The 13,993-nt window shown below is 72.7% G+C and carries 8 protein-coding genes; 2 read left to right on the top strand and 6 right to left on the bottom strand.

Annotated features, from left to right (window positions below; translation table 11 throughout):
* Positions 1-12 precede the first annotated feature (12 nt).
* A complete protein-coding gene (locus AB0N03_RS01830) occupies positions 13-1,542 on the bottom strand; it encodes a DUF6801 domain-containing protein (RefSeq protein ID WP_364363771.1) in 1,530 nt (509 codons plus the stop codon).
* 253 nt (positions 1,543-1,795) lie between these two features.
* Between AB0N03_RS01830 and AB0N03_RS01825 the strand changes: the two genes are divergently transcribed.
* The gene (locus tag AB0N03_RS01825) at positions 1,796-2,728 is read left to right on the top strand and encodes an ATP-binding cassette domain-containing protein (RefSeq protein WP_364363768.1); all 933 of its coding nucleotides are present in this window, start codon (positions 1,796-1,798) and stop codon (positions 2,726-2,728) included.
* Positions 2,725-3,558 (top strand): ABC transporter permease, encoded by an 834-nt coding sequence (locus AB0N03_RS01820; protein WP_364363765.1) that lies wholly within the window; start codon positions 2,725-2,727, stop codon positions 3,556-3,558. Before AB0N03_RS01825 ends, AB0N03_RS01820 begins: the two co-directional genes overlap by 4 nt.
* Before the next feature lie 5 nt (positions 3,559-3,563).
* On the opposite strand, the gene AB0N03_RS01815 is transcribed toward AB0N03_RS01820, so the two are convergent.
* Genes AB0N03_RS01815 through AB0N03_RS01795 form a run of 5 tightly spaced genes read right to left on the bottom strand, consistent with a single transcriptional unit; the run spans position 3,564 to position 13,948 of the window.
* Complete coding sequence (locus AB0N03_RS01815) at positions 3,564-4,670, bottom strand: glycosyltransferase (protein WP_364363762.1); 1,107 nt, start codon at positions 4,668-4,670, stop codon at positions 3,564-3,566.
* A complete protein-coding gene (locus tag AB0N03_RS01810) occupies positions 4,667-5,443 on the bottom strand; it encodes an alpha/beta hydrolase (RefSeq protein WP_364363759.1) in 777 nt (258 codons plus the stop codon). Before AB0N03_RS01810 ends, AB0N03_RS01815 begins: the two co-directional genes overlap by 4 nt.
* Positions 5,431-5,715 carry an acyl carrier protein gene (locus AB0N03_RS01805; protein ID WP_364363756.1) on the bottom strand — a complete coding sequence of 95 codons (285 nt, stop codon included), beginning with the start codon at positions 5,713-5,715 and terminating at the stop codon, positions 5,431-5,433. Before AB0N03_RS01805 ends, AB0N03_RS01810 begins: the two co-directional genes overlap by 13 nt.
* Positions 5,712-8,207, bottom strand: a complete 2,496-nt coding sequence (locus tag AB0N03_RS01800; protein ID WP_364363753.1) for an acyltransferase domain-containing protein — start codon at positions 8,205-8,207, stop codon at positions 5,712-5,714. The genes AB0N03_RS01805 and AB0N03_RS01800 overlap by 4 nt, the downstream gene beginning before the upstream one ends.
* Positions 8,204-13,948, bottom strand: a complete 5,745-nt coding sequence (locus tag AB0N03_RS01795; protein WP_364363750.1) for an SDR family NAD(P)-dependent oxidoreductase — start codon at positions 13,946-13,948, stop codon at positions 8,204-8,206. Before AB0N03_RS01795 ends, AB0N03_RS01800 begins: the two co-directional genes overlap by 4 nt.
* Positions 13,949-13,993: the final 45 nt, after the last annotated feature.

Here is a 13,993-nt window from a genome sequence, read left to right as displayed (position 1 = left end):
GTAGTCACAAGTTCACTTCTTGGTCAAGTTCACTTCGAGCTTGTTGCCCGGGCCGGAGGTGATGCCGGTGATCAGGCCGGTGAGGAAGCCGCAGCCGGTGAACCGCGGGATGCCGTACGTCGCGGTCAGCTTGCCGCCCTTGAGCGGGTCGAACCCGGGCGCCGAGGCGAGCGGCACGTCGGCCGGCTTCACCGTGTGGCAGGAGTTCGACGCCAGGATCGGGAAACCGAACACGCGGACCTTGGTGAGCTGGACGTCCACCTGCGCGGCGGCCTTGACCGCACCGCCGGTGAGCGTGCCGTTGATCGCGCCGACCTGGGTGAGCTTCACGGTCGCGGACGCCGGGATGAAGCCGAGCACGCGGAAGTCCACATCGGACTTCGGCAGCTTCAGCTGCGCGCCGAACTTGCCGGACGCGGCGTCGAGCTTGGCGTCGAGGCTGCCGGGGCCGAGCGGCAGCGTGGCGTGCAGCTGCTTGAGGGTCGACTTGCCCGTCACCGAGTACTTGACGTCGACGCCGGTCGGGGGCGTGGTCGGCCGGGTCGTCGGCGTGGTGGGTTCCGTGGTGGGCGTCGTCGGCTCGGTGGTGGGAGTCGTCGGTTCCGTCGTCGGAGTCGTGGGTTCCGTTGTCGGGGTCGTCGGCTCGGTGGTGGGAGTCGTCGGCTCGGTCGTCGGAGTCGTGGGCTCGGTCGTCGGCGTTGTCGGTTCCGTCGTTGGCGTGGTCGGCTCGGTCGTCGGCGTGGTCGGTTCCGTGGTGGGCGTCGTCGGTTCCGTCGTCGGAGTCGTGGGTTCCGTCGTCGGGGTGGTCGGCTCCGTCGTCGGCGTGGTCGGAGTCGTCGGAGTCGTCGGCTCGGTGGTGGGAGTCGTCGGCGTCGTGGGCTCGGTGGTCGGCGTCGTGGGCGTCGTGGGCCTCGTCGTGCCGCCCGCCGGCTTGATCTCGAACGTGCCCAGCTGCTGGTTCTGCCCCGGCACGGCGACGCAGTCCGAGGTGAACGTGCCGAGGTCGGTGGGCTGGCCGTCCGCGGTGCGCGGGGTCATCGTCGTGCTGAAGTTCCCGACCGTCACCAACGCGGTGCCCGTGCTAGGGAACGTCACGGCCGGCGCCTTGCCGCTGCTCTTCACGTGGAACGCGCCCGACGGCGGCACCGGCGTCGAAGCGATGGTCAGCGGCAGGTTCAAGTTCAGCGTCTTGTCCACCGGGTACTTGAGCTGGGCCGCGGCCTTGGCCGAGCCGTCAAGCGACGTCGCGCCGACCAGCGTCAAGCCCTCCGTCGCGGTCTCCGGCACGGTGACGTCGACATCGAAGGTGATCGGCGTGGACGACGCGCCCGCGACGGCGTCGTCGGGCAGGTTCGTGTCGATCTTGACCGTCAGGACCTGGTCGCCGATCAGCGGGAACGGGCAGTTGTAGTTCAGCGTCAGGCTCACCGGCGCGGCCTGGGTCGGCCCCGCCCCGACCAGCGCGACCGTCGCCGCGATGCCCGCGACCGTCGCGACGGCAAGGCCGTAGGCGGGCTTTCTCGACTTCCACGAAAACTTCACGGCGCGTCACCTCGGGGAATGGGGGAATTTCAGCGAAAGTACCTCCGCGAAACCGGATCAACAAGCTGCCCCGGATTCTTTGTCACGCGCAGGGGATCGCCCCCTTCGTGAAGGGTCACGCAGGTCAGCGGTTGTCACGTGCGGACGATCCGCGTCCGCGGAAATTGTCACGCCCACGGCGAATGGTGGCCGGCTTCTTGCCCGCCACCACGGTGTCCCGATACCTTTTTTCAAGGCAGGGAAAGGAGCGGCCATGAACCAGCCGGTCATCGCCGTGACTGACCTCGCGAAGCAGTACGGCGAAGTCACCGCACTCGCCGGAATCAGCCTCAGCGTCGCCCGCGGCGCGGTGCTGGCGGTCCTCGGGCACAACGGCGCCGGGAAGACGACGCTGATCGACATCCTCAGCACGCGCGTCCGGCCGAGCGCCGGCACCGCCCGCGTCTGCGGCTACGACGTCGTGCAGCGCGGCCGCGCGGTCCGGCGCCGGATCGGCGTGACCGGGCAGTTCGCCGCGGTCGACGACGCCCTGTCCGGCCGCGGCAACCTCGTGCTGATCGCCCGGCTGCTGGGCGCGCGGCCCCGGCAGGCGCAGGCGCGGGCCGCCGAGCTGATCGCGTCGTTCGGTCTGGAAGACGCGGCGGACCGACCGGCCGGCACGTATTCCGGCGGGATGCGGCGGCGGCTGGACCTGGCCGCGGGCCTCGTCGGCGCGCCGCAGGTGCTGTTCCTCGACGAGCCCACCACCGGCCTCGACCCGGTCAGCCGGTCCGGGCTGTGGTCGGTCGTCGAGGGCCTCGCGGCGCGGGGTACGACCGTCGTGCTGACCACGCAGTACCTCGAGGAGGCCGACCGGCTGGCCGACCACGTCGTCGTCCTCGGCTTCGGCCACATCACCGTGTCCGGGACGCCGTCGCAGCTCAAGGCGCGGCTCGGCAACCGGACGGCGACGCTGACCTTCGGCACCGAACTCGCGTTGCGGCGCGCGGTGGACGCGTTGACCCGCCTGGGTCTCACGGCCGGCCGCACCGGGCTGGTGCTCTCGGTGCCGCTGAGCGGGCCGGGCGACATCCCGGTGCTGGTCCGCGCGCTCGACGCGGCCGGCGCGCCGCTGCGGGACCTGACGGTGACCGAGCCGACGCTCGACGACGTCTACCTTTCGCTGCACCGGACGGTGGCGTCGTGACGCAGGCCCGGCACCACCTGGCGGTGGCCGCGCTCGCCGACCCGGCGGCGTGGCCCGAATCCGGCTTCTGGACGCAGGTCCGCGTGCTGGCGGCCCGTTCGCTGCGCACGGCGTTCGGCGACCGGCGGCTGGTCTTCTTCGGACTGTTGCAGCCGGTGGTCCTGCTTCTGTTGTTCAGCCAGGTGTTCAGCGGCGTCGGCGCGCTGCCGGGCGTCGCGGCGTACCAGGGTTACGTGAACTTCCTGGTGCCGGCGACGCTGGTCAACATCGCGATGACGACGGCGATGAGCTCGGGCGCGGGCCTGCTGGCGGAGATCTACGGCGGCTTCACCGGGCGCCTGCGCTGTCTGCCGATCTCGCTGTTTTCGATGCTGGTGGCCCGCACCCTGGCCGACTCGGCCCGGCTGGGCGTCCAGCTGGTGGTGACGGCGCTGGCCAGCGTGGTCTTCCTCGGCTTCCGCCCGGCGGGCGGCGTGGCGGGCCTCGGGCTGGCGCTGCTGCTGACGATGGTGGTCGGCTGGTGCCTGAGCTGGGTGTTCGTCGCGATCACGACGTGGCTGCGCAAGGCCGAGACGCTGCAGGCGGCGTCGTTCGTGGTGATGTTCCCGCTGATGTTCTCCTCCAGCGCGTACATGCCGCTGGACACGATGCCGGCGTGGGTCCGCGCGGTCTCGGCGGTGAACCCCCTGACGTACGCGATCGACGCGACCCGGGCGCTGGCCCTGGCCCGCCCGATCGGCTGGTCCCTGGCGGCGGCGCTGGCGATCGCCGCGGTGGCCGCGATAGCAGGCTCGACGCTGGCAGCCCGCACGTTCCGCAACCGCACGTAACGTGTTCAGGCCAGAGATTCCAGGTGGGCTGCGGCCTCCTCCGCACCTCCGGCCGCTTCGAACGAGTCGCGGATCCGGGTCGCGCCGGGCCGGAATGTCCCGGCCGACTCGATCGCCTTGCGGATGTCCCTCGCCTTCGCGCGGTCGAACCGGAGCCGGACCCCCGCCGACGCCGCGGCCACCTGCTGGGCCAGCATCGACTGGTCGTCCCGGATGGGGGCGACCACCAGCGGCACCCCGGCCGCCAGCGCCTCGCACACCGTGTTGTGCCCGCCGTGGCAGACCACCACCGACGCCCGGGCGAACACGTCGACCTGTGGGATCCGGCGCGCCAGCAGCACCTGCTCGCTGACCAGCTCACCCGCCGGATCGACGACGAGACCCTGCACGGAAGGCATCCCGGCCAGCGCGTCGACGCTCTCGGCGAGGAACCGTGACCCCGCCGAGGCGTTCGACGTCCCCAGCGTCACTACGACCAGCGGCCGATCGTCCACAAGAGACCACTCGCCGGACGCGGCAGGCAACGCAGGACCGACGTAGGCCACTGGCGCCGCCAGGCGAGACGAACCGGCCAGCGCCCGCGTGGTGAACGCCAGCACCAGGTGCGGCGAGAACCGCAGATCGCCGAGCAGCACGCCGTGCCGGGCCCGCAGCCCCGCCTGCAGCTCGTCCACCCAGGACGCGATCTTCGGCAGCGCACGCAGCGGGTCGGCCAGCTCGGTCGACGTCGACGCCGACGTCGCCCACGGCAGCCCGCACCGCGCGGCCACCAGCGCTCCCGCCATCGCCTGCTGGTCCACCACGACCACATCGGGCGCGAACGAGGAGACGGCCGCCCGCACCCCCGGCACCATCGCGTCCGCGAGGGGAACCAGGTACGTCTCCCACAGGTACTTCAACGCGGCGAACCCACGCAGCTCGGGTGGGCGCAGCGCCAGGGAAAACGGCGAAGAGTCCCCCGCCGGGAAAACCGAGCCGGAGACCAAAGTGGACACTTCCGGTTCCGGACCACACCAAGCCACGGAATGACCGCGCGAAGCCAGCACCGCAGCCACCCCGCGCAACGGCGCGACGTGCCCGGCCAGCGGCGGCACGACCAGCAGGAACCTCACGCCGCGTGCCGCTCGATCCAGCGCAGCACCAGCTCGCGCACCTCGCGGTGCTGCTCCACCAGCACCGAGTGCCCCTGGCCCTCGAAGACGTGCAGCTCGCCGTGCGGCAGCACCGACGTCAGCGCTTCGAGGTCGTCGGCCTGGTAGCCGTGACTGCCCAAAATGGACAGTACCGGACAGCCGATCGCCGCCACCTGCTCCCACGTGAGCAACGGCCCGAGCGGCACCTCCTCCGCCATCTTCGTCGACGTGATCCGCTCGGCCGCCATCTTCGCGAGCCGCCGGTGGTGGGCGCTGAAGTTCGCCTCGATCCAGTCGAAGCTCTCCTCCACCTGCAGGAACTTCACGGTGTGCGCGAGGATCTCGGCCATCTTGCCCGCCCACACCTCGGTCGCGGGCTCCGACTCGATGCACACGATGCTGCGAACGCGCGAAGGCTGAGCCACGGCGTAGCTGTAGGCGAGGGTTCCGCCGAAGCTGTTGCCCACCAGGTGCACCGGCCGGTCGACGCCGAGCTGCTCGAGCAGGTCGTCGAGGTCGGCGACGAAGTCCCCGAGCGTGTAGCCCCGCACCGGCCGCTCGGTCTTGCCGTGCCCGCGCAGGTCGTAGCTGATCACGTCGATGCCGGCGGCGGCGACGGGCGGGGCCAGCGTGAGGTAGAAGCTCGCCAGGCTGTCGGTGCCCATGCCGTGCAGGAACACCACGGTCTCGGTGCCGCCGGCGGGCACGAGCTGCACGTTGGTGCGCAGCCCGTTCACGGTCATCGTGGGCACGTGCGCTCCCCCACGAACCGGGCGATGTCGCCGACGGTCAGCCCGATGACGTCGTCGAGGTCCTGCTCCGCCAGGTACTCGGCGAGGTTGACCTCGGCGCCGAAGTGCTCGGTGAGGATGCTCGCGAAGGTCACCAGGTCGATGCTCTCCAGCTGCAGGTCCTCGTGGAACGTCGTCTCGGGCGTGATCTCGATGCCGAGCACGTCGCCGACGAGCTCGGTGAGCAGCTCGGCGACGATGTCGAAGGTCGCGGACGCGTGGTCGATGGTCATGGCGTGCTCCTGAGGTGGGCGATGGCGGTGTCCCCGGTCAGCTCGACCGTGACGGCGAAGTCCGGCAGGGTCCGGCCGCGGCCGGACACCCGGCCGTCGTCGTGGACGCGGATTTCCGCCGGGTAGACGGGTTCGGCGAGCCGGGCCCGGACGGCGTCCTTCGCGGCGATGCGCTCGAGCAGCCAGCCGCGAGCTCGCCGCGGGGGCACGGCGGCGAACTCGGCGCGTTCCTCGGCGCTGAGGTAGATGCCGGCGTAGATGTCCCGCGCGGCGACCGTCGGCCAGCGGTCGGTGACCGCGACCGAGCCGTCGTCCCGCCGGTCCGAGAGCCGGTGGCGGTCCGGGAAGGCGTACACGCGGTGGGCCGCGCGGTCGCAGGGGAACCGGACGTCCCGCCAGCCCTCGATGCTCGCCAGCACCCGGCCGTCGCGCACCAGCTCGGCGTCCATCTCGAGGACGTCGGGCCGGGGCAGCCGGACGCGGACGAGACAGCCGAGCCGCGCGCCGGGCGCGGGTTCGGGGCCGTGCCAGGTGAGCCGGCCGATCGACCGCGGGAAGGCGAGCAGGCCGTCGGAGCGGGCGGCCATCAGCCAGCAGCCGAGCAGCTGGCCGACGTTGTCGAGCAGGCCGCCGGGCGCCTCCGGGACGACGAGCTCGCCGCGGATGTGCTGCTCGCCGAGGCCGGTCAGCCGCGACAGGCCCCGGTACGCGGGGCCGTGGAACATCTCGCGCTGGGCATAGATCTCTTCCGCGGTCAGCGGCGGCGTGGTCTCCGGGCCGGGCACGCCGGCCGGGGACGGCGGCGGGGCGAACGCGCCCAGCTCGACGGTCAGCAGCGCGTACGGTCCGATCTCGACGCTCACACGATCGCCCTCGCGGCTCATCGACAGCGGCACCCGCTGCGCCGGCGAAGCGACCAGCCACCGGGAGAACACGGCGTCCCGCACCGCGACGGCCGTCGTGTCCGGCCAGGCGCGTTCGACGGCCCGGCAGGCGAGGTCCACCAGCGTCGTCGCCGGCACCACCGGCCGGAAGTCGGACTCGTCGGGCCAGCCTTCGCGCTGCCGGAAGAACCGGTGGTCGCGCAGGTACGGCATCGCGGCCAGCGAGACGTCCACAGTGGACTCGATTCGCCGGCTCGCGGCCGCCGCGACGACGTCCGCCGCGGTCCGGCGGGTCTCGGTGAGCAGGGCGGTGAACTCGGCGACGATCGCGTCCGGCACCCCGGCGGGCAGAGCGTGGTCGTCGAGCAACCCGCGAGCCGAGTCTGCCAGGGTCAGCAGGGAGTTCCCGGTGGTGAGCCGGATTTGCCGCGGCTCCAGGGCCGCGAAGTCCGTACTCCCGCCTTCGGTCCACAACGCGGTCGCGACGCGGCGCAGCTGCGCGAGGCCGGACCGGGTGCCGGACGCGGCCGCGACGACCAGGTGCCGCCGCTCGCCGAGCGTGTCGGTGACGTACGAGCCGAGCTGGCCGGCCCCGACCTGCACGAACGCGCGGAACCCGTCTTCATGCAGGGCTTCGGTCAGCTCCCGGAACCGGACCGGGCGGATCAGGTGCACGAGGTAGAGCTCGCGGACCTCGTCCGGGTCGGCCGGGTAGGGCCGCGCGGTCGTCGCCGACCACACCGGCAGCGCCGGCTCGCGCAGGTCCAGCTCCGCGGCGAGCCGGGCGAACGGCGCGAGGTGCGGCCGCATCAGCGGCGTGTGGAAACCGGACCGGAACGGCAGCGTCCGGGCCACGATCCCCAGGCCGCGGCACGTCTCGGCGAACTTCGCGACGGCGTCGGGCGGACCGCACACAATCGTCTGCTTCGTCGCGTTCTCGTGCGAGACGACGAGGTCACCGGGCAGCAGCTCCGCCACCCGCGCGGCCGGGCAACCCAGTACCAGGTAGTCCGCGTCGGGCAGCTCGAACCCGCCGGGCCAGTACCGCTGCAGGAGGCCCGGCTCGGCGCGGTACATCCCGGCGGCCTGCATCGCGGTCCACTCGCCGACGCTGTGCCCGGCCAGCGCGTCCGGCCGGATCGCCAGCCGGCGCAGGGCCTCGTCGAGCACCAGTCCGGTCGCCGAGACACTCGCCGCTCGGTCGAGCACGCTCGCCGTGGACCACTGTGGACGGTCCAGTCCGAAGTGCTTCGCGACGTCGTCGATGCGCGGCTCGGCACCCGCCTCCAGTCCTGGGTGGACGAACGCGATCTTCCCGTTCGGCAGCACCGGATCGACCGAGCACCAGATGTCGCCGCCGCCGTGCCACGAGCGGCCCTCGGCCGCCACCTTGGCGAGTACCTTCCGGGCCGTCGCCAGCTTGCGCTCGTCCGGGCCGACGATCCCGATCCGGCAGGGACCGTCGCCCGAGCCGGCCTCGTCGAGCCGGTCCAGGAGTTCGCCGGGGGTGTTCGCGGCCAGCCGCAGCACACGTTCCGGCTCGTCGACGCGCACCCGCCGCTTCGGCGCCGGGTCCCCGGCCGCCAGCACGACGTGCTCCTGGCTCACCACAGTGACGCCGTGTACAGGACCGCGCGGTCCGTGCCGTAGGCGAGTTCGCGCAGGAGGGCGGCGGTGGCCTCGCCCGCGTCGAGCAGGCCGACGTCACGGCGTTCGTACTCGCGCGCGAGTTCCGGGGACACCATGCCACTGTGGTCTTCCGCGGGCGCCCACGGTCCCCAGTGGACGGTCACGACGCGGCCGCGCCAGCTCTTCGCCAGCGACTCCAGTGCGTCGTTCGCCGCGGCGTAGTCGGTCTGGCCGCGGTTGCCGAACACCGCGGCGATGCTGCCGAAGAACGTGACGAACCCGGGCTTCACGCCTCGTTCGGTGAGCGCGCCGAGCAGGGTCCTGGCCCCCGCCACCTTGGTTTCGAAGACGGTCCGGAACGACTTTTCGTCCTTGTCGGCCAACAGCTTGTCGTCGATCACGCCGGCCGCGAAGACGACTCCGTCGATCCGGCCGTGCAGGTTCTCGACGAGGTGGTGCACGGCGTCGGGGTCACGCACGTCGAGGGTCCGGTAAGCCGGTTCGCCGCCGGCGGCGCGGATCTCGTCGAGGGTGCGGCCGATTTCGCGCTGGGCCAGCACGGTCCGCACGCGGTGTTCGATGTCGGCGACCGAGCCACCGCGGCCGGCCAGCACCGCGCGCATCGCGGTCGGGTCGGCGGGCAGGTCGTCCGGCTCGCCGGGCCACGCCGTCCGGCCGGCCAGTTCGATCCGGCAGCCGGACGCGGCGAGCGCGACGGCCGTGTGGGCGGCGATCCCGCGGGCCCCGCCGATCAGGAGGACGACGGAGTCCGGGCCGAGGCCGAGCGCGGCCAGCTCACCCCCGCCCGGCCCGGCGCCCGAATAGGCGATCGACCCGAGGTCCGCCGGCCGGGGCTCGATCGTGAAGCGGCCGGTCTCGTCGTGACCGACCACCGCCGGTCCCTCGCTGAGGGCCTCGTCCACCAGGGTTTTCGCGACGTCCTGCGTCACCTCGACGAGCCGGGTGACGCCGTCGCGTTCCAGCGCGGCCGAGCGCACCAGGCCGCGGAGCCCGGCCACGGCGTCCGGCTCCGCCGCCACGAGCACGGTCCCCCGCAGCACCTTGAGCTGGGCGAACACCTCCGTCAGGTCGCGGGCGAGCAGCACGGTGACGTCCGCGTCCCCGGTGACGACCGCCGCCCCGGCGGCGGCGAACGCGGCCCGCACGGCGTCGTCGTCGCCCGGCACCGCCACGGTCTTCCCCCGCAGCCGCCCGGGATCCGGATCCAGCGGAACGGGCACCCGTTCGAGCCGGTACCGGGTGGGCGCGGCGGCCGCCGGGGTGGGGTTCAGCCAGCTCTCCAGGTGCGCGGCCAGCGCGTCGGCGGTCCGGTCGCGGCTGAGCTGATCGGTGCGGTCGTCGGCCGGGAGCCCCAGCCGGGACAGCAGCGTGCCCGCGATCTCGGTGCGCTTGATCGAGTCGATCGACAGGTCGGCTTCGAGATCGAGGTCGCCGGCGATCATCTCGGCCGGGTAGCCGGTGCGCTCGCTGATCACGCCGATCACGGTGGTTTTGACGTCCGCTTCGGCTCTTTCGGGCTGCGGTTCCGGCTGCGGTTCCGGTTGCGGCTCGGGCTCGTGGATCACGACGGGTGCGGGGGCGGGCGCGCTGCCGAGGTAGCCGAGCATGACCTCCCGCTGCGCGGCGACGAGCTCACGGGTGGTGCGCAGGAAATCGACGACGGCCTGGTCGCGGCCGGGAGCGGGCTGGGTCATGGCGGAACTCCGGATTCGTCGGGCCGGGGGCAGGGCGGGTGCCTCGGCGCCGGGCGCGCGGGCGGACCGCCCGTCGACGGCCCAGGCGGTCGGGGAGGGGGCGGGGCGCTTCTGCCGGGTCAGCCGCTCGGTGCGGACGTCGACACCGGCTCGCGCGAGGGTGCGCAGGGCGGTCAGGAAGCTCTTCAGATCGGGCCCGCACGCGACAACGGTGTGCGGGCGGTCGCCGAGGATCTCCCCGACGAGCCGGGACAGCACCCGGCCCGGCCCGGCCTCGACGAACGTTCGCGCGCCGGCGTCGTACATCGCTTCGATCTGCTCGAGGAACCGGACGGGCGCACCGATCTGGGCGGCGAGTTCTTCTTTGACGTCAGCTTCGTAGGGCTTCGCGGTCCGGTTGGACCACACTGTCCTTTGGAGGTCCTCAATGGACTCTCGGGCGAGTTCCTTGCCGAAGAGGTCCCCCGCTCCGGCGACCAGCGGGCTGTGGAAGGCGCAGGCGACGGGGATCCGCTGGGCGGTGACGCCGGTCTCGCGCAGCCGCCGGATCGCGCGTTCGATGGCGGCGGTGGGCCCGGAGAGGACGACCTGTTCGGGCGCGTTGTGGTTGGCGATCACGACATCCGGGCCGATGAGGGTCGGGGTGAGAAGATCCTTCGCCGCTTTGACGGCGGCCATCGTGCCGGGCTGGGCGACCTCCGCGATGGCCTTCGCACGGGCTCGGCTGAGGCGCAGGAGGGTCTCGGTGTCGAAAGCGCCGGCGATCGACAAGGCGACGAGCTCGCCGTAGCTGTGGCCGGCCAGGAAGTCCGGTCGGACGCCGACTTGCTCCAGCAGCCTCGCCACGGCGGTCTCGACCAGCCCGAGCGCGGGCTGGGCCACGCGGGTGTCGGTGAGGGCCCGTTCTTGCGCTTCGGCGGCGTTCGAGTCGAAGGCTTGGGGAGGAAACGCTTTCGCGGCGACGTCGGGGGCGAGCTCGAGGAGGTCGGCGAGCTTGGGGAAGTGCACGAACAGCTCGGCGAGCATGCCGGTGCGCTGGCTGCCCTGGCCGGGGAAGAGGAAGGCGACCTGGCCCGGATCGGAGTCGCTTTTCCGGACGTTCCGAAGGATCTCTTCGGCGTCAGCGGACCAATCCCGTAGGCCATGGCGCCGATCCGGGGCGACCGGGCCCGCCCCCAGCACCGCGTGGAAGTTCGTCCCGCCGAAGCCGAACGCGCTGACCCCCGCCAACCGGGCCGGATCCGCCCACGGCCGCGCCGTCGTGGTGAACGTGAACGGGCTCGTCGCCGCGTCCCAAGCCGCGTTCGGCCGGCTCAGGTGCAGCGTCGGCGGCACCACCTCGTGCCACAGCGCGAGCGCGGCCTTGATCAGCCCGGCCAGTCCCGCCGCGCACTTCGTGTGCCCGATCTGGCTCTTCACCGAGCCGAGCACGCACGACCCAGGCGCGGCACCGGCCTCGGCGAAAAAGCCGGTCAACGTCCGCAGCTCCGTCGCGTCGCCGACCACCGTGCCGGTGCCGTGCGCCTCCACCAGGCCGACGTCCACCGGGGACACTCCCGCGTTCTGGTAAGCCCTTTCCAGCGCCCGGTGCTGCCCTTCCGGACGTGGCGCGGTCAAGCCGAGCGCCTTGCCGTCACTCGCCGCGCCCACTCCCTTGACCACGGCGTAGATCCGGTCACCGTCCCGCTCGGCGTCGGACAGGCGCTTCAGCACCAGGCACGCGACGCCTTCACCCAGCGCGATCCCGTCGGCGGCCGCGTCGAACGGGCGGCAGCGGCCGGTCGGCGAGAGCGCGCCGGCCGAGGTGAACATCAGGTAGTCGTGGATGCCGTTGTGCAGGTCGACCGCGCCGCACAGCACCAGCGAGCTCGTCCCGGCACGCAGCTCTTTCGCCGCGAGGTCGAGTGCCGCCAGCGACGAACCGCACGCCGCGTCCACCGTGTAGTTCGCGCCGCCGAGGTCCAGCCGGTTCGCGATCCGGCCGGAGATCACGTTCGCCAGCGTGCCGGGGAACGTGTCCTCCGTCGGTTCGGGCAGCTGCGCGAGCAGCTCGGGTGGCACCTCGTCGAGGTAACCGTCGAGCAGCGACCGCAGCGTGCCCGCGTTCGCGAGGTCGCCGCCCGCCTCCGCGCCGAACACGACGCTCGTGCGCTCGCGGTCGAAGCCGCGCTCGCCGTACCCCGCGTCGGCCAGCGCCCGGCGCGCGGTCTCCAGCGACACGAGCTGCGCGGGATCGATGCGGCCCATCGCGGACGGCGGGATACCGTGGTCGAGCGGATCGACGTCCAGCGGCGGCAGGAACCCGCCCCACTTGGACGTCGACTGTCCGAAGTAGACCGCCGGGTCCCAGCGTTCCGGCGGAACCTCGGTCACCGCGTCTTCGCCGCGCAGGACGTTCGACCAGAACGCTTCGAGGTCCGGAGCACCCGGAAACGTGCAGGCCATGCCGATGACGGCGATGTCCCTTGTGTCCGGCACCAAAGCAGGTTCCGCCGCGCGGGCAAAGGTTTTCCCGGAAGTCACGTCGGCGTGCAGCTCGGCGATCGTCGTCCGCCGGTCGCGCAGCACGGCGACCTGGCCGGCCATGAACATCCCCTCGGCGAGCTGGGTTCCTTCGTCGAGCCGCTCGCCGTCACGCCGGACGCCCTTGCTCGCGACGCGCGACCGTCCGGTGTTCAGCTCTTCCAGCCGCTGCCACGCCTCCTGCGCGGGCACGTCGCACAGACCGGCCTTGACCTGCTCGAACTCCGTCGTGTACGGGCTCGGCAGGCACCGCGTGCGATGGCCCGGCGCGGTCTCGAGCGTGACGGTGGTGTCGACGGCGAGCGCGCGCTCCTGGAACAGGCCGGTGATCGCGCCCTGCGTCACGGCCTCCTCCGTGAAGAGGTACGCGGTGCCCATCAGGAGGCCGACGGCGTCGAGCGGCGCCGCCATCGCGGTCACCATCGCGGCCGACCGGGCGTCGTGGATCCCGCCCGCGAACAGCACTTCGACGTCCTTGGCCGCGCCGAGGACGGCCAGTTGCTCTTCCCACAGCTCGAAACTCGCGCGCGGACCGACGTGGCCACCGCATTCGGCGCCTTCGAAGACGAACCGGCGGACCCCGGCGTCGAGGTACTGGCCGAGCAGGATCGGCGACGGCACGTGCACGAACGTCGCGATCCCCTCGGTCTCCAAGGCCTTGACCTGCCCCGGTTTCCCGCCCGCGACCAGCACGCACCGCGGCCGCGCCGCACGGATCGCGGCGAGCTGCTCGACGCGCAGGTCGTCGGGCACGAAGCCGAGGATGCCCGCACCCCACGGAAGGCCGCCGAGGCGTTCGGCGGTGCGCGTGAGCAGCTCGGCGGTGCGCGTGCCGTTCGCCGTGGCCACCGCGACGAACGGGAACCCGCCCGCTTCGGCGACCGCGGCGGCGAAGCCCGGCTGGTCGCTGACCCGCGTCATCGGTCCCTGGACGACCGGGAGCGCGCAGCCCAAGGTCCGGCACAAGCGATCGGAAGCTGCCGGTGCGGGCACCTCCGCGCCGACGATCCGGCGGACGTCCGCTTCCACTGTGGACTCGAGGAGCACGCCGGCCGCACCTCCGGCGAGTGCCCCCAGCGCCGTGCGCGGGCCCGCCACGCCACCCCACACCGGAACGTCGAACTTACCGAGGAGCTGTTGCAGCAGAACGAATCCACTGAGTTCGCCGCCACGGGCGAGCAGTCCCAGCGCACCACCTTCGACGGCCTCCCCGGCCGTGGCGAGGTCGGGCACCTCGGCGAGTGCGCCGGTCCACGGCGCCGTCGTGCGGACCGCGAAGGCGGCCCCCTCGGGAACCGGGCCGTCCGTGCGCACCCCGTAGGGCACCCGGAGCCGCGCCGCGACGAGCCGGAGGTCGGCCGGATCGGCACCGTCGAGCACCCCGAGGCCGCCACCGCGCGCGACGGCGGCCACCGCGTCGGGGTCGCCGATGCCCAGGCACCGCAGCCGTCGAGCGTGCGACGGCGGGACGAGCTCGGCCATCGGCGGACCTCCTGTGCGGGGTGGGGTGATCTTCACGCAGACCAA

It is taken from the genome of Amycolatopsis sp. NPDC051061 (assembly GCF_040682935.1).
GTDB lineage: Bacteria > Actinomycetota > Actinomycetes > Mycobacteriales > Pseudonocardiaceae > Amycolatopsis.
Note: the sequence above shows the minus strand (reverse complement) of the source record. Positions and strands in the feature narration are given on the sequence as shown.